Raw genomic sequence first — 22,486 nt, 5'->3', positions numbered from 1 at the left:
CCCGGACCCCCGGCGGATCGCGTGGTGATCGTGCGCGGTCATCGGCCGGCCTCCTGCGTGGTGTTCAGGACGTTCACGTCGCGGAACAGCGCGGACGGGCAGCCGTGCGAGACCGCGGCGACCTGGCCCGGCTGGGCCTTGCCGCAGTTGAAGGCGCCGCCCAGGACATAGGTCTGCGGACCGCCGACCTTCTCCATCGAGCCCCAGAAGTCGGTGGTCGTGGCCTGGTACGCCACGTCCCGCAACTGCCCCGCCAGCCGGCCGTTCTCGATCCGGAAGAAGCGCTGCGCGGTGAACTGGAAGTTGTAGCGCTGCATGTCGATCGACCAGGAACGGTCGCCGACGACGTAGATCCCGCGCTCCACCCCGCCGATCAGGTCCTCGGTGGACAGCCCGCCCGGGTCCGGCCGCAGCGAGACGTTCGCCATCCGCTGCACCGGGACGTGCCCGGGGGAGTCGGCGTAGGCGCAACCGTTGGAGCGGCCGAGGCCCGTCAGCCGCGCGATCCGCCGGTCCAGCTGGTAGCCGGCCAGCGTGCCGTCCTTGACCAGGTCCCAGCTCTGCGCCTCGACGCCCTCGTCGTCGTAGCCGATGGTGGCCAGCCCGTGCTCGGCGGTGCGGTCACCGGTCACGTTCATGATCGAGGAGCCGTACTTGAGCGTCCCGAGCCGGTCGAAGGTGGCGAAGGAGGTCCCCGCGTACGCGGCCTCGTAGCCCAGCGCCCGGTCCAACTCGGTGGCGTGGCCGATGGACTCGTGGATGGTGAGCCACAGGTTGGACGGGTCCACGACCAGGTCGTAGCGCCCGGCGCGCACGCTCGGGGCCCGCATCTTCTCGGCGAGCAGGTCGGGGATCCCCTCCAGCTCCGCGTTCCAGTCCCATCCGGTACCGGTCAGGTACTCCCAGCCGCGGCCGGCCGGCGGGGCGATGGTGCGCATCGAGTCGAACTCGCCCGTGGCCGCGTTGACGGCGACCGCGGTGAGCTGCGGGTGGATCCGCACGCGCTGCTGGGTGGTGACGGTGCCCGCCGTGTCCGCGTAGAACTTGTTCTCGTGGACGGCGAGCAGCGAGGCGTCCACATGGGCCACCCCGTCCGCCGCCAGGAGACGCGCGCTCCAGTCGGCGAGCAACGCCGCCTTCTCCGCGTCCGGCACCTCGAAGGGGTTCACGTCGTACGCGGAGATCCATGTCTTGTCGGCGTGGACCGGTTCGTCCGCCAGCTCGACGCGCTCGTCCGAACCGGCGGCCTTGATCACCTGCGCCGACAGCTTCGCCATGGCCACGGCCTGCGAGGCCACCTTGGCGGCGCCGTCCATGGTCAGGTCCACACCGGAGGCGAATCCCCAGCTGCCCCCGTGCACGACCCGGACCGCGTAGCCGAGGTCGGTGGAGTCGGACCCACCGGAGGGTTTGGCGTCCCGCAGCCGCCAGGAGGCGCTGCGCACGCGCTCCAGCCGGAAGTCGGCATGGTCGGAGCCCAGCGCGCGGGCCCGGGCGAGCGCCGCGTCGGCGAGCGCCCGCAAGGGCAGCGCGGTGAAGGCCGCGTCGATGGAATGGGGCACGGAAGTCCTCCCGGGGTCGGGGCCGGTCGCCCCGATCATGTCGCGCTCGGGGCTCGTGTGCCTACATCTTTCTGTAGGGACTCGACAGAGCCCGCCGCAAGGCCCTGTCGGGGCCCGATTCTCCGTAAGGACGATGCGACCTATAGGTTTTTGGTACTCAGACAGCTAGCGAAAGGGTGATCCGTTGAGCCGCTCGGTTCTCGTCACCGGAGGTAACCGGGGCATCGGCCTCGCCATCGCCCGAGCCTTCGCGGAGGCCGGCGACAAGGTCGCGATCACATACCGGTCGGGCGAGCCGCCGCAGGCGCTCACCTCGCTCGGCGTCCTGGCGGTCCGGTGCGACATCACCGACTCCGAGCAGGTGGAGCAGGCCTACAAGGAGATCGAGGACAAGCACGGCGCCGTCGAGGTGCTGGTGGCCAACGCCGGCATCACCAAGGACACGCTGCTGATGCGGATGTCCGAGGAGGACTTCGCGTCGGTCGTCGACACCAACCTCATCGGTACCTTCCGGGTGGTCAAGCGGGCGAACCGGGGCATGCTGCGGGCCAAGAAGGGCCGCGTCGTCCTCATCTCCTCGGTCGTCGGCCTCATGGGCTCGCCCGGTCAGGCCAACTACGCCGCCTCCAAGGCCGCGCTGGTCGGCTTCGCCCGCTCGCTCGCCCGTGAGCTGGGCTCCCGCAACATCACCTTCAACGTGGTCGCCCCCGGCTTCGTGGACACCGACATGACGAAGGTGCTCACCGACGAGCAGCGCGCCGGCATCGTCGGTCAGGTGCCCCTGGGCCGCTACGCGCAGCCCGAGGAGATCGCGGCGGCCGTGAGCTTCCTGGCGTCCGACGACGCCGCGTACATCACTGGAGCCGTCATTCCCGTTGACGGCGGATTGGGCATGGGTCACTGATCACATGAGCGGAATTCTCGACGGCAAGCGCATCCTCATCACGGGGGTGCTGATGGAGTCCTCCATCGCCTTCCACGCCGCCAAGCTGGCCCAGGAGCAGGGCGCCGAGGTCATCCTGACCGCGTGGCCCCGCCCGTCGCTGACCGAGCGCATCGCCAAGAAGCTGCCGAAGCCGGTCAAGGTGATCGAGCTCGACGTCACCAACCAGGAGCACCTGGACCGCCTGGAGGGTCTCGTCCGCGACGAGCTGGGCGGCCTCGACGGCGTCCTGCACTCGATCGGCTTCGCCCCGCAGGACGCCCTCGGCGGCAACTTCCTGAACACGCCGTTCGAGTCGGTCGCCACCGCCATGCACGTGTCGGCGTTCTCGCTGAAGTCCCTCGCCATGGCCTGCAAGCCGCTGTTCCCGGCGGACGGCGCGGCCATCGTCGGCCTCACCTTCGACGCGCAGTTCGCGTGGCCGCAGTACGACTGGATGGGCCCGGCCAAGGCCGCGCTGGAGGCCACCAGCCGCTACCTCGCCCGTGACCTGGGCAAGGAGAACATCCGCTGCAACCTGGTCTCGGCCGGTCCGCTCGGCTCGATGGCCGCGAAGTCCATCCCGGGCTTCTCGGACCTGGCCGACGTCTGGAACTCCCGCTCCATGCTGGAGTGGGACATGAGCGACCCGGAGCCGACCGGCAAGGCCATCGTCGCCCTGCTGTCCGACTGGTTCCCGAAGACCACGGGCGAGATCGTCCACGTGGACGGCGGCCTGCACGCGATGGGTGCCTGACCCCCGGGTCGGGTCCGTTGCGTCCGTACGGCGGTGGCCGCGTCTTCCTTCCGGGAGGCGCGGCCACCGCCGTTCCGGCCTGCGGGGGCGGGGGTCCACCCGACCCCTTCGATCAGATGTACGTGCTCCGGCCGGATCTTCCCGAGTCGTAGACCGGGACAAATGCCTGCAAACTGACCGAGCCGGGATCTTCCCGGTCCTCGGGGAGGAGGTACGGGCGTGCACGCGAGGCCGAGCCGAGCGGTATCGCTCCTGGTCACCTCGGTTGCCCTGGCCGGCCTCCTGATCCCGGGAGCCGTCGCGCAACCCGGGGACGACGAACCGGCGCCCGGCCCGGAAGCCATGGCGCCGGTCGTGGTCGACCCGGCCGAGATCCCCGCCGAGCCACCCGTACAGCCCGCCCGTCCGGGCCGCGGAGACCTCTTCGGCGCCGACTGCGACATCGAGATCGACGGCTCGCTGGTGACGGCGCACTGCCACAACGGCTATCCCGAGACCGACCTGATCCGCCTGCACGTGGAGTGCGACCGCTGGTGGGACGTGGACGGAGACGGCGCCGCGGTCGCCGTGGGCCCGGCCGGCCGCGTCGAACTCACCAGCCGCTGCTGGAAAGAGGTCCGTACGGCATGGGTGAGCCACGAGCGGCCCGGCCGACGCGACGCCGACCGACTCCGCTGAACCCACGGCCTCCCCGGACGCGCCGCCTCCCCGAGCGGGCCCCCGGGCAAGCCGACTCCCCGGACAAGCCGCCGCGCGGCCGCCCGGCCCCGGCTACGCCTCGCCGAGGCAGACGAACGGGTACCCCGCCGCCTCCGACGCGGCCGTGTCCCCGTCCCCGCGCCGGATCGCCTCGATCAGGCGGGCGTGGTCCAGATGTGCGGCGGGACGCAGTTCCGTCCCCACGTCCGTGCGCAGCCAGTCCGCCACCAGGTCCCCGAGGTCGGCGTACAGCTCGATGAGCACCTCGTTGTGCGAGGCCGTCACCACCGCCATGTGCAGGCTCACGTCCGCCGCGACGAACAGCTCCGCGTCCCCGCTCGCCCAGGCTTCCTCGCGTCGCGCCAGCAACGCGTCCAGCTGGGTCAGGTCCCGCTCGGTCCGACGCTCCGCCGCCAGCCGGGCGGCGGAGGACTCCAGGGTCGAACGCAGCTCGGCGATGTGCCGCGGGTCGGCCCCGGCGAAGCGCCGGTGCATCACCCCGGCGAGTTCGCTGGTCGCGAGGACGTAGGTGCCCGAACCCTGGCGGATGTCGAGCAGACCGTTGTGCGCCAGGGCCCGGACGGCCTCGCGCACCGTGTTGCGGGCGACGCCCAGCAGCTCCACCAGCTCGGGTTCGGTGGGGATGCGGGAACCCACGGGCCATTCACCGGAGGTGATCTGGTTCCTGAGCTGGGCGATCACCTGGTCGACGAGCGCGGATCGCCGGGGCGATGTCAGCGGCATGCGAACGGTGTCCTCTCCGGACATGACAGCGGAAGGGGGGTGGACAACCAATCATCCCATGATTCTATGATGGTTCAATGTCCGACGATGAAATCCAGACCATGAACCGGCCTCGGGCCGCGCGCACGGCACCCCCGCAGCCCCTCGCCGCCCCCGTCACCCGGCAGCCGGCGTGGCTCGGACCGGTGCTCATCGTCGCGATCGTGCTGGCCGCCCTCAACCTGCGACCCGCCATCACCAGCCTCGGCGCCCTCTTCGAGGAGACCCGCACGGGCCTCGGCATGAGCGGCACCGTCGCCGGGCTCGTCACCTCCGTCCCCGCCCTCTGCTTCGCCGTCTTCGGCGTCACCGCCCCCCGGCTCTCCCGCCGCTTCGGCCCCGCCGCCGTGGTCTGCGCCGGCATGGTCGCCATCGCCGCCGGACTGCTGATCCGACCCTTCGCGACCAACGCCGCCGGGTTCCTCGCCGCCAGCGCCCTGTCCCTGGCCGGCATAGCCCTGACGAACGTGCTGCTCCCGGTGATCGTCAAGCGCTGGTTCCCGGACCGGGTCGGTACCATGACCGGCCTCTACTCCATGGCCCTGGCCGCCGGCACCTCCCTCGCCGCCGCCGCGACCGTCCCACTGACCTCCGCCCTCGGCGGCAGCTGGCGCACCGGCCTGCTGATCTGGGCCGCCCTCGCGGTGGCCGCCGTACTGCCCTGGCTGCCCATCGCCGTCACCGGTCGCCGCGACAAGGCCGCCGCACCCGCCGGAGCGGCCCCCGACACCGGCCCGCGCGTCGCCCGCAGCCGCACTGCCTGGGCCCTGGGCTGCTACTTCGGCCTCCAGGCCACCGGGGCGTACGTCACCATGGGCTGGCTCCCGCAGATCTTCCGCGACGCCGGGGTCTCCGCCGGGACCGCCGGCGTCCTGCTCGCCGTCACCATGGTCATGGGCGTCCCGCTGGCCTTCGTCATCCCGAACCTCGCCGGCCGGATGCGCAACCAGGGCGCCATCGCCGTGGTCCTCGGCCTCTTCGGCTTCCTCGGCTACGCCGGTCTCTGGCTCGCCCCGGCCGCCGGAGCCTGGGCCTGGGCCCTCCTGCTCGGCGTCTCCAACTGCGCCTTCCCGCTCGTCATCACGATGATCGGACTGCGCGCCAAGTCCCCGGCCGGCGTCGTCAAGCTGTCCGCCTTCGCGCAGAGCACCGGTTACCTCATCTCCATCCCCGGCCCGCTCCTCATCGGCACCCTCTACCAGCACAGCGGCGGCTGGGACCTGCCCCTCGCCCTCATGGCCGCCCTCCTGGTCCCGCAGATCGCGCTCGGCGTCCTCGCCGGCCGGGACCGCACGATCGAGGACGAATGCGGCATGCGAGACTGAACGACATGTCGCCCGTACTCGAACCGAACCCACAGAACGGCCACAAGAAGCTCGGCCTCGTGCTGGGCGCGATGCTGCTCGTGACCGTCGTCATCGCCGTCATCGCGACCATCGCCTCCCCCTCCTGAGGCGCGCCCCCGAGAGGTGGTGGGGACAACCCCACCAACCCCTAGGGGGCCAGGCTCAGGGACGAGTGGGGTGCGCCCCGGATGGGAACCGCGGCCTCGGATCCATAGATTCGAAGCAGCGAGCCAGTCCCACCCGCACACCACCGGAGGCGGCCATGTCGGCCCCCACGCACGCCCCGTCCCTCGACGTCCCGTCCGGCCGCCGCCGCACCGCCGCCGGCAGCGGAGCCGACGCCCGCCTGCACTGGTGGGCCCTGGCCCTGCCGGCCCTCGCCTTCGGCCTCCTGGTGCTCCTCCTCGCCGGAGCCGGATCCGGCGCGGCCCACGCCGCCCCGGCCGAGAACTCCTCGCTGGTCCAGGTCACCGAACAGCTGCTGCGCGCCGTCGGCTGACCCGCGCACGCCGGAGCCCGCCCCACCCCGGGCGCGGACCTTCAACACCCTGCGCCCCGTGGCTCGTTTCATGCGAAGCTGGGAGTCATGAGCGCCGACACATCCCGCAGGATCGTCCTCCTCCGGCACGCCAAGGCCGAATGGTCGGACGGATCGGACCACGAGCGGCCCCTGGCCGAACGCGGTCGTCACGACGCCCCGGCCGCCGGCCGGAAGCTCGCCCAGACCGGCATCGCCTTCGACCTGGCCCTCTGCTCCACCGCGGCCCGCACCCGCGAGACGTGGAAGCTGGCCGTCCAGGAACTGCCGCACCGGCCGAAGACCACGTACGAGGAGCGCCTCTACGAGGCCTCCCCGGGCGAGCTCATCGCCCTGCTGAACGAGACCCCCGACGACATCGCCGACCTCCTCGTCATCGGCCACAACCCGGGCATGCACGCCCTGGCGGACGCCCTCTCCGGCAGCGCCCAGGGGGACGCGCTCTCCCGCATGCACCGCAGCGCCTTCCCGACCTCGGCCCTCGCCGTGGTCTCCTTCACCGGCCCCTGGAAGTCCCTGGAGCACGGCGTCGGCACGCTGCTGGACTACTGGACCCCCCACAGCTGACCCCGGCGGTCGCCTGCCGCCCCGGGCGGACCACCCCCCTTACGCGCGAACGGGACCCGGCGCCTCGATGGCGCCGGGTCCCGTTGCGCCGTACGCGTGGCGACAGGACTGCCGGGCGCCGCGGCCCCGGCAAGATCCGAAGAGACGACCTAGGCGAGGTCGGCGGCCTCGACCTCTTCCCGGGTGATGCCCAGCAGGTACAGCACCGCGTCCAGGAACGGCACGTTCACCGCGGTGTGCGCGGCCTCGCGGACCACCGGCTTGGCGTTGAACGCCACGCCCAGCCCGGCGGCGTTCAGCATGTCCAGGTCGTTGGCCCCGTCGCCGATCGCCACCGTCTGGGCCAGCGGCACGCCGGCCTCCGCGGCGAAGCGGCGCAGCAGCCGGGCCTTGCCCGCCCGGTCCACGATCTCGCCGACGACCCGGCCGGTCAGCTTCCCGTCGACGATCTCCAGCGTGTTGGCGGCGGCGAAGTCCAGTCCGAGCCGCTCCTGGAGGTCGTCCGTGACCTGGGTGAACCCGCCGGACACCACACCCACCTGGTAGCCCAGCCGCTTCAGGGTGCGGATCAGGGTCCGGGCACCGGACGTCAGCCGCACCTCCGTGCGGACCTTGTCCACCACGGAGGCGTCCAGCCCCGCCAACAACGCGACGCGCGCGTGCAACGACTGCTCGAAGTCCAGCTCGCCGCGCATGGCCTGCTCGGTCACCGCCGCCACCTCGGCCTCACAGCCCGCGTGCGCGGCGAAGAGCTCGATGACCTCGTCCTGGATCAGGGTCGAGTCCACGTCCATGACCACCAGGCGCTGGGCCCGACGGTGCAGACCGGCCGAGACCACGGCCACGTCGACGCCGATCCGGGCGGCGGCCGTGGCCAGCGCGGTGCGCAGCGGCTCCGTCTCGACACCGGACACCGCGAACTCCACCGCCGTCACCGGGTACTTGGCGAGCCGGAAGATGCGGTCGATGTTGCCGCCGGTCGCGGTGATCCGTGCCGCTATGGTCGCCGTGGACTCGGCGGTGAGCGGGTGGCCGAGCACCGTGACGTGGGAACGGCCACTGCCGCGCGGCCGGTTGTCGCCGGTGCCGGAGAGGATCTCCGCCTGCATCTTCAGCGACTCGGCCCAACTGTGGACGGTGGCCCGCAGCTCGCCCTCGGTGGCGCCGGACGGCTGGGTGACGAGGGCGCACAGGACGATGCGGCCACGGGTGACGACCTGCTCGATGTCGACGACGTCGACGGAGTAGGCGGCGAGGGTGTCGAACAGCCCGGCGGTGATCCCGGGACGGTCCTTGCCGAAGATCTTGACGAGGAGGGTGGGGACGTCGGAGGTCTGCGATGCGCTCATGGTGAGCTCACCGTATCTTCCCCGCCCCGGGAGCAGGACCCCCGTCCCACCCTGCGGGCGTCCGAAACCCCGGTACGGCGGTCCCGGAGGCGGTGCGGGAGTGAAAGCCACCGGTCCCGGAGGCGGCGCGGGAGTGAAAGGCACCGGTCCGGAAGGCGGCGGGCGAGTGAAGGCCACCCGGACCGCCCCCCACCCCGCCCCCCGGACCGCCCCCCGGACCGCCCTCCCCGGACCGCCCCCTCCCCCCCGACCCCGGACGCGCTGCCGCATCCCGGGGCGAGAAGTCCCGTATCGCACTCTCCGGGTGCCTTTCGACCCCGTCGAAGAGCCGTCGCGGGCACCCCGCGACCGCCTCGATTCCACATGTGGGCGCAGGCCTGAAATAGTTCCCACGGATGTTCGCCATCCCTAGACTCCCTGACGTCGGACTCCCTGACGTCAGGGGGATTCTCGGGGGACTTAAGTGGGGCTGGAGTGCCGGAACTCGTACTGGAATTGAATGGAAGGACCTGGACGCTCGATCCGTCCAGGTCGTACTCGCTGGGGCGCGACCCCCAGGGAGACGTCGTGATCGATGACGCCCGCGTGTCGTGGCGGCACGCCACCATCAGTTGGAACGGCCGTGGTTGGGGGATCGAGGACCACGGCAGCACCAACGGCACGTACGTGCACGGGTCCAGGGTCCAACAGGCCGAACTCGTGCCCGGCACGCCGGTCCACCTCGGCAACGCCACCGACGGACCGCGGCTGAACCCGAGCGCCGCCGCCGCGCCGCAGCACGTCGCGCCGCAGCACGTCGCCCACCAGGCCCCGGCCCACCAGGCCCCCGCCTACCAGGGCCAGGTGGCCGGTTACGAGGCGCCGGTCCGGCAGCAGCCGCAGCAGGAGGCCTGGCAGCAGCAACCGCCGGCGCGGCAGCAGGCCCAGCCGCAGTTCCCGCAGCAGCAGGGCGACCCGCGCCCCGCGCAGGGCGCGCCCGCCGGCCACGGCGACCGCAGTCCGACGACGTTCCACCAGCTCTCGCTGGGCCACGTCATGCGGATCGGTCGCGCGCTGGAGAACGAGCTGGTCGTCTCCGACCTCCAGGTCTCCCGCCACCACGCCGAGTTCCGCTCGATGCCCGGCGGCCGGTTCGAGATCCATGACCTCGGCAGTCACAACGGCACCTACGTCAACGGTCAGCCCCTCGCCAAGTCCGGCACGGCGGTGCTCGGCCCGAACGACATCGTGGGCGTCGGCCACTCGACGTTCCGGATCATCGGCGACCGGCTGGAAGAGTTCGTCGACACCGGCGAGGTCTCCTTCTCCGCCCGCCACCTCACGGTGACCGTCGACGGTGGAAAGCAGATCCTCAAGGACGTCACCTTCGGTGTCCCGGAGAAGTCGCTGATCGGCGTCATCGGCCCGTCCGGCTCCGGCAAGTCCACCCTCCTCAAGGCGCTGACCGGCTACCGGCCCGCCAACGAGGGCGACGTCCTCTACGACAACCGCAACCTGTACAAGCAGTTCGCGGAGCTCCGCCAGCGCATCGGCCTGGTCCCGCAGGACGACATCCTGCACAAGGAGCTGCGCGTCCGCACCGCCCTCAAGTACGCGGCCAAGCTCCGCTTCCCCGGCGACACCGCCGAGTCCGAGCGCGCCGCCCGCGTCGACGAGGTGCTGCGCGAGCTCAAGCTCGACATCCACAAGGACAAGAAGATCACCGCGCTCTCGGGCGGCCAGCGCAAGCGCGTGTCCGTGGCCCTGGAGCTGCTCACCAAGCCGTCGCTGATCTTCCTGGACGAGCCGACGTCCGGCCTCGACCCGGGCATGGACCGCGACGTCATGCAGCTGCTGCGCGGCCTCGCCGACGACGGCCGCACGGTCCTCGTCGTCACCCACTCGGTCGCCGAGCTGGCGATCTGCGACAAGCTGCTGGTCATGGCCCCCGGCGGCTCGGTCGCGTACTTCGGCCCGCCGGACGAGGCGCTGAACTTCTTCGGCTACACCACGTGGGCGGACGTCTTCTCGGCCTTCGAGAACTACCGCGAGTACGACTGGGCCGGCCGCTGGAAGGGCTCGCAGCACTACCAGCTGTACGCCGCCGACATCGACGCGGTCGCCCCCCAGTCGGTCGCGATGCCGCCCGCGCAGCAGATGCGCCCGCCGAAGCCGCAGGGCTGGGGCTCCCAGCTGTGGACGCTGATCCGCCGCTACGTCTCGGTGATCGCCTCCGACAAGGGCTTCATCGGCCTGATGCTGATCCTGCCCGCGGTCCTGGGCGTGGTCTCCACGGTCATCCCCGCGAAGTTCGGCCTCGCGCCCCCCGTGGCCCCCTCCCGCTTCAACGGCGACGCCGGCACGATCATGCTGATCCTCGCGGTCGGCATGTGCTTCTCCGGCGCGGCCAACTCGGTCCGTGAGCTGATCAAGGAACGCGTCATCTACGAGCGTGAGCGCGCGACCGGGCTGTCCCGCTCGGCGTACCTCATGTCGAAGGTGATCGTCCTCGGCGTCATCACGGCCATCCAGGGCGTGATCATCTGCGGGATCGGCTTCTACCCGCGCGACCTGCCCACCGAGGGCCTGCTCATGCCGCCGGCCGTCGAGATCTGCCTGTCGGTCATCGCGCTCGGCTTCACCTCGATGATGTTCGGCCTGGTGATCTCCTCGCTGGTCAAGACCGCCGAGAAGACCATGCCGCTGCTGGTGATGTTCGCGATCGTCCAGGTCGTCTTCACCGGCATCCTCTTCCAGGTGTACGACTCCCCGGGCCTGGAACAGTTCGCCTGGCTGATGCCGTCCCGCTGGGCCATCGCCGCCGCGGGCAGCACGCTGAACCTCGGCGTGCTCATGCCGCCGTGGGACGGCGACAACCCGACCAACACCGACCCGCTCTGGGACGCCACGGTCGGCCAGTGGAGCCTGAACATCACCGTGCTGCTGCTCCTCGGCATCGCCTGCGGCTTCCTGGTCCAGCGCCTGCTGCGCCGCCACGAGCCGGAGGTCATGCGCGCCGGCAAGTGACCGGTCCGCACGGCCGTACGCACGAACGCCTCAGGGCGGCACCCGGAAGTCCGGGGGCCGCCCTGAGGCGCATGGGGGTGCGGTGCGGCGCAGGCCTAGTAGGCGCTGTTGACGTTGTCCATGGAGCCGTAGCGGTCGGCCGCGTAGTTGCAGGCGGCGACGATGTTGGCGACCGGGTCGTACTGGTCGAACTTGGTGCCCTTGACGTGGTACGCCTTGAAGGTCGGGGCGATGACCTGGAGCAGACCCTTGCTGGGAATGCCGTTCTGGGCGTTGATGTCCCAGTTGTTGATCGCCAGCGGGTTGCCGCTGGACTCGCGCATCACGTTCTTGTGGATGCCGGCGTAGGTGCCCGGGATCCCCTCGCGCTTCATGATGTGCAGCGCTTCCTTGATCCAGCCGTCCAGGTTGTTCGCGAAGACGGGGGTACGGGCCGCGGAACGGCTCGCCGCCGTCTTCGCGGCGCGGGCCTTCGCCTGCGCCGCGGCCTTGGCCTTGTTGTCGGCGTCGGCCTTGGCCTTCGCCTTCTTGGCGAGCGCGGCCTGGGTGGCCGCGTTGATGGCCTTCTGGTCGGCGATGGCCTTCTGCGTGCCGAGGTGCGCCTGCACGGTCTTCGTCTGGGCGCCGTTCACGGCCTTCGTCCACGCCACGGGGGCGGCGGAGATGGTCGTCGACTCGCTCGTGTCGGCGCCGTTGGCCGGGACGAGGGAGAAGACGAGCGCGGCGGCGCCGAAGCCGGCGATGCCTGCGAAGGAGAGCTTCTGGGCCTTGGTCAGACGACGACTGTGGCCGGGGGTGCTGGTCTCGGTCATGCGTGTGCAACCTCTTCGAATAGCGGGAGCCGCAGGAAAGCGCCGGGTGGATCCGAGATCCTCGGCGCTGTGCGACGTCGACATTCTTAGCGGTGGCAAAAACGCCTGGCAAAGGTGTGACGTACGAAGCCGCTTAGTGGATCAGGATCCCCGGCTGCGGCCCGCATTCGGGCATCGCCTCTACGCGCACCAGTGCTGACAGGGTCTTTATGTGTCCACTAGGCTTCTTCGTAAGTGACGTGGGTCCTATGCCGGGGCTCACATCGCCCTCGCGACGTTCTCACCCAGAGTTGCAGCAGCAATGCAATCGGTGAGGTTTATCCACCCTGAGGACGAGAAGCGGCGCCCCGGCCGTCATCCCCAAGGCAGAGGGACCCTGCGCCCACCCCTCCCTCGGCCGTATGCCCGAGGCCCCCGGACCTACGCCCCAGGCCTGATCCCGCAGGTCAGACCCGCCGGTACGGTGAGGCCATGCACAAGGGACCCCGCACCGGGCTGGCCGCCGTCAGTACCGCCCTGCTGGCCATGAGCCGCCGGCTGGAGGTGCAGGACGTCCTGCGCACGATCGTCGTCTCGGCCCGCGGACTCCTCGGCGCCGAGTACGCCGCACTGGGCGTCCCCGACGACCACGGCGGCTTCGCGCAGTTCGTCGTGGACGGCATCGACGAGGAGCAGTGGCGTCGCATCGGCCCCCTGCCCCGCCAGCACGGCATCCTCGCCGCGATGCTCCACCAGGACGGCCCCGAGCGACTGGCCGACGTACGCGAGGACCCCCGGTTCGGCGGCTGGCCCGCCGCCCACCCCGAGATGTCGGACTTCCTCGGCATGCCCGTGCGCGACGGCGAGGAGACCCTCGGCGCCCTCTTCCTCGCGAACAAGCGCGGCGCCGCCCCCTCGGACGCGCCCGGCGACGGCCGCGGCTTCACCGACGAGGACGAGGAGCTCCTCTCCCTCCTGGCCCAGCACGCGGCGATCGCCCTCACCAACGCACGCCTCTACGAGCGCAGCCGCGAGCTCACCATCGCCGAGGAGCGCTCCCGCCTCGCCCACGAACTGCACGACGCCGTGAGCCAGAAACTGTTCTCCCTGCGGCTCACCGCCCAGGCCGCCTCCGCACTCGTCGACCGCGACCCCGCCCGGGCCAAGGACGAACTCCAGCAGGTGGCCGCCCTCGCCGCCGAGGCCGCCGACGAACTGCGGGCCGCCGTGACCGAGCTGCGCCCCGCCGCCCTGGACGAGGACGGGCTCGTCGCGACCCTGCGCGACCACGTCCGCGTCCTGGACCGGGCCCACACCGCGCACGTCACCTTCACCTGCGAAGGCGTACGGGCCCTCCCCGCGACCCAGGAGGAAGCCGTGCTGCGCGTCGCCCAGGAGGCCCTCCACAACGCCCTGCGCCACTCCGGCGCCGACACCGTCGAGGTCACCCTGCTCCGCCGGGGCGCCGGAGCACTGTTGTCCGTACGGGACGACGGCCGCGGCTTCTCCCCTCCCACGGTCCGCAAGGCGGGCCGCCACCTCGGCCTCGTCTCCATGCGCGACCGCGCGAGCGGTGTCGGAGGCCGACTGGAGGTGCACTCGGAGCCCGCACGGGGCACCACGATCGAGATGGAGGTCCCCGGTGGCTGACACCCGGATCCGCGTCCTGCTGGTGGACGACCACCAGGTGGTCCGGCGCGGACTGCGCACCTTCCTGGAGGTCCAGGAGGACATCGAGGTGGTCGGCGAGGCCGCCGACGGCGAGGAGGGCATCGCCCGCGCCGAGGAACTGCGGCCCGACGTGATCCTGATGGACGTCAAGATGCCCGTCACCGACGGCATCGAGGCCCTGCGACGCCTGCGCGAGGCCGCGAACCCGGCCCGGGTGCTGATCGTCACCAGCTTCACCGAGCAGCGCACCGTGGTCCCCGCCCTGCGCGCGGGCGCGGCCGGCTACCTCCACAAGGACATCGACCCCGACGCCCTGGCCGCCGCCATCCGCTCCGTCCACGCGGGCCACGTCCTCCTCCAGCCGGAGGTGGCGCGGGCCCTGCTCGCCCAGGAGGGCCAGGCGGCCGGATCGAGCCGCCCCGGCTCGCTGACCGACCGGGAACGCGAGGTGCTCTCCCTCATCGCGGACGGCCGCTCCAACCGGGAGATCGCCCGGGCGCTGGTCCTGTCGGAGAAGACGGTCAAGACCCACGTCTCGAACATCCTGATGAAACTGGACCTGTCCGACCGGACCCAGGCGGCGTTGTGGGCGGTCAGGCACGGAATCGTGGACGTCCGGCATTGATGTGAGATTCATACGGTCGGGTGTATGTAGCCCACATGGCGTATCCCGGTCACGCGACGAACGTTCTCCTTGTGTGTCGGGGCGGCAGGCCGCGGCAGACGTACTGGAGGACGAGAACGTGAAGAACATGAAGAAGGCCGCAGCCGTCACCATGATCGCGGGCGGCCTGATCGCCGCCGGCGCCGGTGTCTCCTCGGCGCACGGCGGTGCGTCCGCGGAGGGCGAGGCCCTGAACTCGCCCGGCGTGGCCTCGGGGAACCAGCTCCAGGTCCCCGTCCACGTCCCCGTGAACCTCGTCGGCAACTCGGTCACCGTGATCGGCCTGCTGAACGGCGCCTTCGGCAACACGGGCATCAACCACTGACGCCCTCCCCACCGGCCCCGCTTCCCCACCTCTCCCCGGGAAGCGGGGCCGCGCCACGTCCACCCCCGCGCCACATCCACCCCCACCGGGCCGCGACCGGGAGGTCAGCCCCGCTCCCGCTCCTCCACGGCCGCGTTGTACGCCGCGACCAGCGCCCGCCGCGCCACCCGCTCCACCGGCCGCAAGGCCTCGGCCCGCGCCGCCATCTCCGAGGCGGCCACCGCGCCCCCGTGCCCGTTCTCGTAGGCCAGCGACACCATCAGGTCCACCCGCTGCGCCAACGACAGCACCCGCACCGCCCGCGGCGGATACCCCGGCGCCAGCACCTCCCGCCCGGCCTCCGCCCGCGCCCGGTACGCCGACAGGGCCGCGTCCGCCACCGGCCCCGACCCCGCCACGTCCAACCGGGTCAGCACCACCGTGGCCTCGCGCAACGCCTCCGCCAGCTCCCGCTCCGCCTCGCCGAGCGACGGCACGTCCGCCGGCGGGGCCTCCCGCACCGGGAGCACGTGCCACACCACCTCCACGTGCACGTCCCCGGCCGGCCCGGCCTCGGTCACCTCGGGCACCAGTCCCATGGCCGCGCCGACGGCGACGACGGCCTCCTCCGCGTCCAAGGCGCGCGCGTTGAACTCGGGCGGACCGCTCAGCCCCAACGGATGGCCCGGCGCGGGCAGCGCGACCCGCAGCCCGGAAACCCCCAGCGCCCGCATCCGGCCCAGCGCCAGCGTGAGCCCGACCGGCCCCGATTCCCCCGGCAGGCCCGCCACCCGGTGCGCGGCGTCCTCGCCCACGATCGACAACACGGCCTCGTCGGGCGAGACCAGACCGGCCAGCAACGCGTTCCCCCAGGCGGCCAACCGCCCTGAACGTGGTTCGAAAAGCATCCCCCCACTTTACGGATCGGTGCGGGGAACCGGCCTGACGCCCGGAGGCCTCGCCGAGTGGCGTAGGTTTTCCCCTGGGGCTGCGCCTACCGGTGCACTGACGATCCGAAGACTGCAAGGGGTGACAACACGCTCATGAGCGATGTTCTGGAGCTGGTGGACGTATCCGTGGTCCGCGAGGGCCGGGCGCTGGTGGACCAGGTCTCCTGGTCGGTGAAGGAGGGGGAGCGCTGGGTGATCCTCGGCCCCAACGGCGCCGGGAAGACCACCCTGCTCAACGTCGCCTCCAGCTACCTCTTCCCCACCAAGGGCGAGGCCACCATCCTCGGCAGCACCCTCGGCAAGGTGAACGTCTTCGACCTGCGCCCCCGCATCGGTGTCGCCGGTATCGCGATGGCCGACAAGCTCCCCAAGCGGCAGACCGTCCTGGAGACCGTCCTCACCGCCGCCTACGGGATGACGGCGACGTGGCAGGAGGAGTACGAGGACATCGACGAGCAGCGCGCCCGCGCGTTCCTCGACCGCCTCGGCATGACCGACTACCTCGACCGGAAGTTCGGCACCCTCTCCGAGGGCGAGCGCAAGCGCACCCTGATCGCCCGCGCCCTGATGACCGACCCCGAGCTGCTGCTCCTCGACGAGCCCGCCGCCGGCCTGGACCTCGGCGGCCGAGAGGACCTCGTACGCCGTCTCGGCCGGCTCGCCCGCGACCCGCTCGCACCCTCCATGATCATGGTCACGCACCACGTCGAGGAGATCGCCCCCGGCTTCACCCACGTCCTGATGATCCGCCAGGGCAAGGTCGTCACCGCCGGTCCCATCGACCTGGAGCTGACCTCCCGCAACCTCTCGCTCTGCTTCGGCCTCCCGCTGATCGTCGAGCGCAACGAGGACGACCGCTGGGCCGCCCGCGGCCTGCCCCTGCGCTAGGTCCTGTCGCCGAAGCACCGTCAAAGCCCCGCCACGTGCGGGGCTTTGACCGCAGGAGCCGGCGCGGGACCGGGACGGCGGGCACGGCCGCACCCTGTCCCGACCGTGCCCGGCGGACCTACCATGACCATGTGACCGACATCGACGCATGGGTGTGGTGGCTGATCGGCGCGGTCGGACTGGGCATCCCCCTCGTCCTGACCGCGATGCCCGAGTTCGGCATGTTCGCCGTCGGCGCCGTCGCGGCCGCCGTCACGGCGGCGGTCGGCGGGGGAGTGGTGGCCCAGGTACTGGTCTTCGTGATCGTCTCGGTGGCCCTGATCGCCGTCGTCCGACCCCTCGCCAACCGCCACCAACGACCCCAACACCGCACGGGTATCGACGCGTTGAAAGGCAGAACCGCCGTCGTCCTCGAACGCGTCGACGGCGCCGGCGGCCGGATCAAGCTCGCCGGCGAGATCTGGTCCGCCCGCGCCCTCGACGCGGACGGCAGCTACGAACCCGGCCAGACCGTGGACGTCGTGGACATCGACGGGGCAACCGCGGTCGTCATGTGACGTGATGTGACCTGATGTGAGCCAAGCAGCCGACTCGCGGCCCCGGGGTCTGCGAGACTCGCGATCAACGGGGCAGCACAGACAGCCGGAAGGGCACGGGGAACCGCATGCAACCGATCATCATCGTCCTGATCATTCTCGTGGTTCTGGTCTTCATCGCACTGGTCAAGACGATCCAGGTGATCCCGCAGGCCAGCGCTGCCATCGTCGAGCGATTCGGCCGCTACACCCGCACCCTCAACGCGGGCCTGAACATCGTCGTCCCGTTCATCGACTCGATCCGCAACCGGATCGACCTGCGTGAACAGGTCGTCCCCTTCCCGCCGCAGCCGGTCATCACCCAGGACAACCTGGTCGTCAACATCGACACCGTCATCTACTACCAGGTGACCGACGCCCGCGCCGCGACGTACGAAGTGGCCAGCTACATCCAGGCCATCGAGCAGCTCACCGTCACCACGCTGCGCAACATCATCGGCGGCATGGACCTCGAACGCACCCTCACCTCCCGCGAGGAGATCAACGCCGCCCTGCGCGGGGTCCTCGACGAGGCCACGGGCAAGTGGGGCATCCGCGTCAACCGCGTCGAGCTGAAGGCCATCGAGCCGCCGACCTCCATCCAGGACTCGATGGAGAAGCAGATGCGCGCCGACCGCGACAAGCGCGCCGCGATCCTCCAGGCCGAAGGTGTCCGACAGTCGGAGATCCTGCGCGCCGAGGGCGAGAAGCAGTCCTCGATCCTGCGCGCCGAGGGTGACGCCAAGGCCGCCGCCCTGCGCGCCGAGGGCGAAGCACAGGCCATCCGCACGGTCTTCGAGTCCATCCACGCCGGCGACGCCGACCAGAAGCTCCTCGCCTACCAGTACCTCCAGATGCTCCCGAAGATCGCCGAAGGCGACGCCAACAAGCTCTGGATCGTGCCGAGCGAGATCGGCGACGCCCTCAAGGGCCTCTCCGGCGCCATGGGCAACTTCGGCCCCATGGGCGGCGGCTCCGGGTTCAACCCGCAGAACTCCGGCAAGGAAAGCGCCGGCACGAGCGACACCGTCCCGCCCACCCGCCGCGAACAGCCCCCCATCGACTGACGCTCCCTTCCCCTCCTGCATGATCGGGATCGGCCCCTCGACCTTCATGGCGGGGAGGCGACCCACTCACGCAAAGGGGATGGCGCGGTCCATGTCCATCTGGGAATCACTCGCGGTCTTCGCCGCCGGCATCGGCGCCGGCACGATCAACACCATCGTCGGCTCCGGCACCCTCATCACCTTCCCGGTGCTGCTCGCCACCGGCCTGTCCCCGGTCACCGCCAACGTGTCCAACACGCTCGGCCTGGTGCCCGGGTCCATCAGCGGGGCCATCGGCTACCGCAAGGAACTCCAGGGCCAACGCGCCCGCATCATGCGGCTCGGCGCCGTCTCCCTCGTCGGCGGCCTCGTGGGCGCCGTCCTGCTGCTCACCCTGCCGTCCGACTCCTTCGACACGATCGTGCCCGTCCTGATCGGGCTCGCCCTCGTGCTCGTCGTCCTCCAGCCCCGGCTCGCGGCAGCCCTGCGCAAGCGCCAGGAGGCCGCGGGGGGCGACACCGGGCACCCCGACGGCGGCCCGGCCCTGCTCTCGGGCATGCTGCTCGCCAGCGCGTACGGAGGCTACTTCGGCGCCGCCCAGGGAGTGCTGTACCTCGGACTCATGGGCCTGCTGCTCCAAGAGGACCTGCAACGGATCAACGCCGTCAAGAACGTCCTCGCCGCGCTCGTCAACGGCATCGCGGCCGTCGTCTTCCTCTTCGTCGCCGAGTTCGACTGGACCGCCGTGCTCCTCATCGCCGTCGGCTCCACCATCGGCGGCCAGATCGGCGCCAAGGTCGGCCGCCGCCTCCCGCCGACCGTCCTGCGCGGGATCATCGTGGTGGTCGGCACCCTGGCGATCGTCCAGCTGCTGATCCGCTGAGCGACGTATCCGGGATACGTCGCCCAGCGCGGACGGGACGGCGACAAGGACTAGGCGGAGCGCTCAAGCCACTCGGGCAGGGCACTGCGACCGCCCGCCCCCAGCGCGAGCAGCATCGCGTCCGCCGGCGACGGCACGAAGGGCTTCCGCAGGAGCGGCATCCCCGCCTCCTCCGGAGTCCGGGCCGCTTTGCGGTGGTTGTCCTCGGCGCACGAGGCCACCGTGTTCAACCACGTGTCCCCGCCGCCCTGAGCCCGCGGCAGGACGTGGTCCACGGTCGTCGCGCGCCTTCCGCAGTACGCGCACCGGTGTTGGTCCCGAGCCAACACCCCCCTCCGTGACCAGGGAGCATGTCTTCGGAAGGGCACCCGGACGTACCTGCACAGCCTGATCACCCGGGGCATCGGAAGCTCCATGGTGGCCGCCCGCACACGCAGCTCAGGATGGGACTGCTCGACCACGGCCTTGTCCTGGAGGACCAGGACCACGGCCCGGTTCAGCGTCACCGTCGACAGCGGCTCGAAGCTCGCGTTCAGCACCAGCGTGTCCCGCATCTCGCCCACCTCCCGTGTGCAGGCCCGCGACCACACCGGCAGCAGAGCCCGTAACCACTCTGGCCGCGCGCGCCACGCGGGACAACGCAATAAAAATGCCCGGTCCTGGACGTCTTTAGACCAGGACCGGGCAAACAACGGGACAACGATCAGCCGGACGGCGCCTCGTACTCACCGATCAGCTGCGCGCGACCCAGGGTGTGGAACCGCAGATTGAAGCCGATGACCGCCGGCGAGGCGTCCGCGTCGGGCCCGAGCCGCTCCTGATCCACCGCGTACACGGTGAACACGTACCGGTGCCGCTCTCCGGCCGGCGGCTGCGCCCCGCCGAAGTCCCGAGTGCCGTAGTCGTTCCGTACGTGCACGGCCCCGGCCGGCAACCCCTCGAACTTCCCGCTGCCCGCACCGGCCGGCAGCTCGGTGACCGACGCGGGCAGATCGAACAGCACCCAGTGCCAGAACCCGCTGCCCGTCGGCGCGTCCGGGTCGAAGCACGTCACGGCGAAACTCTTCGTCCCCTCCGGGAAGCCCTCCCACCGCAGGTGCGGCGAGACGTTCCCACCCGTCAGGACCTGCGCGTCACCCAGATCCGCCCCGGGCTCCACATCCCCGCTCACCACGGAGAAGGCGTGCACCTCCGGGTGGAAGTCGTGGGGGAGGGGCGCCCTGCTCTGCTCGACCACTGCTGAACCTCCTGCATCGCGTACGCGTACGTCCCCGACCCTAGAGCCAGTTGCGCTGCGAACCGACCGAGGCGATCCACTGGTTCAGGTAGGCCGCCCAGTCGGTCTCCTGGTAGGACTGCAGCCCCACCTGGAAGCAGCGGTAGGTGTCGCTGCCCTCGGAGAACAGACCCGGCTTCTTGTCCATCTCCAGGACGACGTCCATCTCCCGGCCGTCCGAGACGAAGGTCAGCTCCACCTGGTTCAGCCCCCGGTACTGCGACGGAGGCAGGAACTCGATCTCCTGGTAGAAGGGCAGCGTCTGGCGCGTCCCCCGGATGTGCCCGCGCTCCATGTCCGCCGAGCGGAAGGAGAACCCGAGCTGCCGGAAGGCGTCCAGGATCGCCTGCTGCGCCGGCACCGGGTGCACGTTGATCGGGTCCAGGTCACCCGCGTCCACCGCGCGCGCGATCTCCAGCTCGGTGCTGACCCCGATGTTCATCCCGTGCAGCTGCTGACCGCCGAAGTGGGTGATGGGCGTCTCCGCGGGGATCTCCAGCCCGAACGGCACCACGTGCAGCGCGCCGGCCTGCACCTGGAAGGCCCCGCCGAGGCTCTGCTTGGTGAAGACGATGTCCTGCTTGTACTCCTGGTCGCCGCCCTCCACCTCCACCCGCGCCTGGAGACCGACGGACAGACCCTCGATCTGCTGCTCCACGGATCCGCCCTGGATCCGGACCTCACCCTGGACGATGCCGCCCGGAACGACGTTCGGCTCGGTGATGATCGTGTCCACCGAGGCACCACCCGCACCCAGGCTCGCGAACAGCTTCCTGAACCCCATGCTCTGACTCCCCTTGACGGCTGTGTGTAAAAAGCTCTGGCGACTACCCCTACAAACGCGGAACCTTAGGCCCCGGTTGCAGTCGCGCGCGTTCCAGTACGCTCGACTGGATGAGCGCGCGCCCCGACCGTACGCCCCTGGCCCGGTCCTTCTTCGACCGCCCGGTACTCACCGTGGCCCCCGACCTCCTCGGCAGGACCCTCGTCCGCCGGACCCCGGACGGTCCGCTGGAACTACGCATCACGGAGGTGGAGGCGTACGAGGGCGAGGCCGACCCCGGCTCGCACGCCTACCGCGGGCGCACGGCCCGCAACGCGTCGATGTTCGGGCCGCCCGGACACGCGTACGTCTACTTCATCTACGGAATGTGGTTCAGCCTCAACCTGGTGTGCGGCCCGCCGGGCCACGCGAGCGGGGTCCTGCTGCGAGCGGGCGAGGTGACGGTGGGCGCCGAGCTCGCCCGTAAACGTCGCCTTACCGCCAGGAGGGACGGAGAACTGGCCAAAGGCCCGGCTCGCCTGGCCACCGCCCTGGACGTGGACCGCTCCCTGGACGGCACCGACCTCTGCGACGGCCCCGATTCTGCCTTGTCCGTGCTCGCGGGCACCCCGATCACATCGGACCTGGTGAGCACCGGGCCCCGTACGGGAGTCGGTGGCGCCGGCGCCACCCACCCCTACCGTTTCTGGGTCACCCACGACCCGACGGTCAGCCCGTACCGCGCCCACGTCCCCCGCCGGCGTTCAACTTGACTCGCCCCTCGGCGACGCCTAACGTAGCCCGAGCCGCTTGAACGGGGTACTGCCTTCGCAGACCCCCAGAGCGGCCAAACCACTCACTACGACTACCCCTGGCGGGGACGATTTCGGCATGCCCGAATTCGAATCCGACGGCCCGATTATGAGCCCCAAGGGAAAAGCGCTAACGTGGTGGAGCGCCGAAAGGCACAGGCCCCCAACGGCCACCGAATTCAAATCCAAACCGACTGCGACTTTCGAGAAGCAGGGCGCGGAAATGATCTGGTAGAGTTGGAAACGAAGGAAGCGCCCGGAGGGCCTGGAAACAGGAACGAAGGAAGCGTCCGTTCCTTGAGAACTCAACAGCGTGCCAAAAATCAACGCCAAA

24 protein-coding genes are annotated in these 22,486 nt (G+C 70.9%); 16 read left to right on the top strand and 8 right to left on the bottom strand.

Annotation, left to right across the window (positions count from 1 at the left end):
* Positions 1-38: 38 nt before the first annotated feature.
* Positions 39-1,601, bottom strand: coding sequence for a TldD/PmbA family protein (locus tag ACIRO3_RS21710; RefSeq protein ID WP_404139136.1), 1,563 nt, complete (start codon positions 1,599-1,601; stop codon positions 39-41).
* Positions 1,602-1,746: 145 nt separating this feature from the next.
* Between ACIRO3_RS21710 and fabG the strand changes: the two genes are divergently transcribed.
* From fabG to ACIRO3_RS21695, 3 genes are all read left to right on the top strand, one after another.
* Entirely contained in the window at positions 1,747-2,466 is a 720-nt protein-coding gene (gene fabG / locus ACIRO3_RS21705; RefSeq protein WP_361775198.1) for a 3-oxoacyl-[acyl-carrier-protein] reductase, read from the top strand.
* A gap of 4 nt (positions 2,467-2,470) precedes the next feature.
* The gene (fabI, locus tag ACIRO3_RS21700; protein WP_361775201.1) at positions 2,471-3,241 is read left to right on the top strand and encodes an enoyl-ACP reductase FabI; all 771 of its coding nucleotides are present in this window, start codon (positions 2,471-2,473) and stop codon (positions 3,239-3,241) included.
* Between the two features lie 219 nt (positions 3,242-3,460).
* Complete coding sequence (locus ACIRO3_RS21695) at positions 3,461-3,919, top strand: cell envelope integrity protein TolA (RefSeq protein WP_404139134.1); 459 nt, start codon at positions 3,461-3,463, stop codon at positions 3,917-3,919.
* A 93-nt stretch (positions 3,920-4,012) separates the two neighbouring features.
* Here ACIRO3_RS21695 and ACIRO3_RS21690 read toward each other — a convergent pair whose 3' ends face one another.
* Entirely contained in the window at positions 4,013-4,684 is a 672-nt protein-coding gene (locus ACIRO3_RS21690) for a FadR/GntR family transcriptional regulator (RefSeq protein WP_361974645.1), read from the bottom strand.
* 77 nt (positions 4,685-4,761) lie between these two features.
* On the opposite strand from ACIRO3_RS21690, the gene ACIRO3_RS21685 reads away from it, so the two are divergent.
* The 4 genes from ACIRO3_RS21685 to ACIRO3_RS21670 all read left to right on the top strand — a co-directional run bounded on the left by ACIRO3_RS21685 (position 4,762) and on the right by ACIRO3_RS21670 (position 7,174).
* Positions 4,762-6,048 carry a CynX/NimT family MFS transporter gene (locus tag ACIRO3_RS21685; protein WP_404139130.1) on the top strand — a complete coding sequence of 429 codons (1,287 nt, stop codon included), beginning with the start codon at positions 4,762-4,764 and terminating at the stop codon, positions 6,046-6,048.
* A 5-nt stretch (positions 6,049-6,053) separates the two neighbouring features.
* Positions 6,054-6,176, top strand: a complete 123-nt coding sequence (locus ACIRO3_RS21680; RefSeq protein ID WP_266951040.1) for an SGM_5486 family transporter-associated protein — start codon at positions 6,054-6,056, stop codon at positions 6,174-6,176.
* Positions 6,177-6,331: 155 nt separating this feature from the next.
* Complete coding sequence (locus ACIRO3_RS21675) at positions 6,332-6,568, top strand: hypothetical protein (protein ID WP_404139127.1); 237 nt, start codon at positions 6,332-6,334, stop codon at positions 6,566-6,568.
* 87 nt (positions 6,569-6,655) lie between these two features.
* Positions 6,656-7,174 carry a SixA phosphatase family protein gene (locus ACIRO3_RS21670; protein WP_404139124.1) on the top strand — a complete coding sequence of 173 codons (519 nt, stop codon included), beginning with the start codon at positions 6,656-6,658 and terminating at the stop codon, positions 7,172-7,174.
* Positions 7,175-7,323: 149 nt separating this feature from the next.
* Here ACIRO3_RS21670 and serB read toward each other — a convergent pair whose 3' ends face one another.
* Positions 7,324-8,523, bottom strand: coding sequence for a phosphoserine phosphatase SerB (gene serB / locus ACIRO3_RS21665; RefSeq protein ID WP_365999770.1), 1,200 nt, complete (start codon positions 8,521-8,523; stop codon positions 7,324-7,326).
* A 474-nt stretch (positions 8,524-8,997) separates the two neighbouring features.
* Here serB and ACIRO3_RS21660 point away from each other — a divergent pair, with 474 nt between their 5' ends.
* A complete protein-coding gene (locus ACIRO3_RS21660; protein WP_404139121.1) occupies positions 8,998-11,529 on the top strand; it encodes an FHA domain-containing protein in 2,532 nt (843 codons plus the stop codon).
* Positions 11,530-11,624: 95 nt separating this feature from the next.
* On the opposite strand, the gene ACIRO3_RS21655 is transcribed toward ACIRO3_RS21660, so the two are convergent.
* Positions 11,625-12,341 (bottom strand): transglycosylase SLT domain-containing protein, encoded by a 717-nt coding sequence (locus tag ACIRO3_RS21655; RefSeq protein ID WP_404139118.1) that lies wholly within the window; start codon positions 12,339-12,341, stop codon positions 11,625-11,627.
* A 471-nt stretch (positions 12,342-12,812) separates the two neighbouring features.
* Here ACIRO3_RS21655 and ACIRO3_RS21650 point away from each other — a divergent pair, with 471 nt between their 5' ends.
* The 3 genes from ACIRO3_RS21650 (at position 12,813) to ACIRO3_RS21640 (ending at position 14,980) form a co-directional block, all read left to right on the top strand.
* The gene (locus tag ACIRO3_RS21650) at positions 12,813-13,970 is read left to right on the top strand and encodes a GAF domain-containing sensor histidine kinase (RefSeq protein ID WP_404139115.1); all 1,158 of its coding nucleotides are present in this window, start codon (positions 12,813-12,815) and stop codon (positions 13,968-13,970) included.
* Positions 13,963-14,616: a response regulator transcription factor gene (locus ACIRO3_RS21645; RefSeq protein WP_365999773.1), complete on the top strand. Its 654-nt coding sequence runs from the start codon at positions 13,963-13,965 to the stop codon at positions 14,614-14,616. Before ACIRO3_RS21650 ends, ACIRO3_RS21645 begins: the two co-directional genes overlap by 8 nt.
* Positions 14,617-14,734: 118 nt before the next feature.
* Positions 14,735-14,980, top strand: coding sequence for a chaplin (locus tag ACIRO3_RS21640; RefSeq protein ID WP_366150540.1), 246 nt, complete (start codon positions 14,735-14,737; stop codon positions 14,978-14,980).
* Between the two features lie 104 nt (positions 14,981-15,084).
* On the opposite strand, the gene ACIRO3_RS21635 is transcribed toward ACIRO3_RS21640, so the two are convergent.
* Positions 15,085-15,867 carry a hypothetical protein gene (locus ACIRO3_RS21635; protein ID WP_404139112.1) on the bottom strand — a complete coding sequence of 261 codons (783 nt, stop codon included), beginning with the start codon at positions 15,865-15,867 and terminating at the stop codon, positions 15,085-15,087.
* Between the two features lie 135 nt (positions 15,868-16,002).
* Here ACIRO3_RS21635 and ACIRO3_RS21630 point away from each other — a divergent pair, with 135 nt between their 5' ends.
* The 4 genes from ACIRO3_RS21630 (at position 16,003) to ACIRO3_RS21615 (ending at position 19,301) form a co-directional block, all read left to right on the top strand.
* Complete coding sequence (locus ACIRO3_RS21630; protein ID WP_053678662.1) at positions 16,003-16,797, top strand: ABC transporter ATP-binding protein; 795 nt, start codon at positions 16,003-16,005, stop codon at positions 16,795-16,797.
* Between the two features lie 131 nt (positions 16,798-16,928).
* A complete protein-coding gene (locus tag ACIRO3_RS21625; protein WP_365999774.1) occupies positions 16,929-17,354 on the top strand; it encodes an NfeD family protein in 426 nt (141 codons plus the stop codon).
* Between the two features lie 107 nt (positions 17,355-17,461).
* Complete coding sequence (locus ACIRO3_RS21620; RefSeq protein ID WP_361786961.1) at positions 17,462-18,439, top strand: SPFH domain-containing protein; 978 nt, start codon at positions 17,462-17,464, stop codon at positions 18,437-18,439.
* Positions 18,440-18,530: 91 nt separating this feature from the next.
* Positions 18,531-19,301 (top strand): sulfite exporter TauE/SafE family protein, encoded by a 771-nt coding sequence (locus tag ACIRO3_RS21615; RefSeq protein ID WP_361786958.1) that lies wholly within the window; start codon positions 18,531-18,533, stop codon positions 19,299-19,301.
* A gap of 50 nt (positions 19,302-19,351) precedes the next feature.
* On the opposite strand, the gene ACIRO3_RS21610 is transcribed toward ACIRO3_RS21615, so the two are convergent.
* The 3 genes from ACIRO3_RS21610 to ACIRO3_RS21600 form a co-directional block, all read right to left on the bottom strand.
* Entirely contained in the window at positions 19,352-19,855 is a 504-nt protein-coding gene (locus ACIRO3_RS21610; protein WP_351763136.1) for an HNH endonuclease, read from the bottom strand.
* 149 nt (positions 19,856-20,004) lie between these two features.
* Positions 20,005-20,538: a YbhB/YbcL family Raf kinase inhibitor-like protein gene (locus tag ACIRO3_RS21605; protein WP_404139107.1), complete on the bottom strand. Its 534-nt coding sequence runs from the start codon at positions 20,536-20,538 to the stop codon at positions 20,005-20,007.
* Between the two features lie 40 nt (positions 20,539-20,578).
* On the bottom strand, positions 20,579-21,361 hold the full coding sequence (locus tag ACIRO3_RS21600) for a sporulation protein (RefSeq protein WP_361786952.1): 783 nt from the start codon (positions 21,359-21,361) through the stop codon (positions 20,579-20,581).
* Between the two features lie 110 nt (positions 21,362-21,471).
* Here ACIRO3_RS21600 and ACIRO3_RS21595 point away from each other — a divergent pair, with 110 nt between their 5' ends.
* On the top strand, positions 21,472-22,113 hold the full coding sequence (locus ACIRO3_RS21595) for a DNA-3-methyladenine glycosylase (RefSeq protein WP_361786949.1): 642 nt from the start codon (positions 21,472-21,474) through the stop codon (positions 22,111-22,113).
* Positions 22,114-22,486: the final 373 nt, after the last annotated feature.

Origin of the sequence: Streptomyces sp. NPDC102278, assembly GCF_044766345.1 — a bacterium.
Lineage (GTDB): Bacteria > Actinomycetota > Actinomycetes > Streptomycetales > Streptomycetaceae > Streptomyces.
The sequence above is the reverse complement of the archived record's forward strand: the minus strand, read 5'-3'. Positions and strand labels throughout refer to the sequence as shown.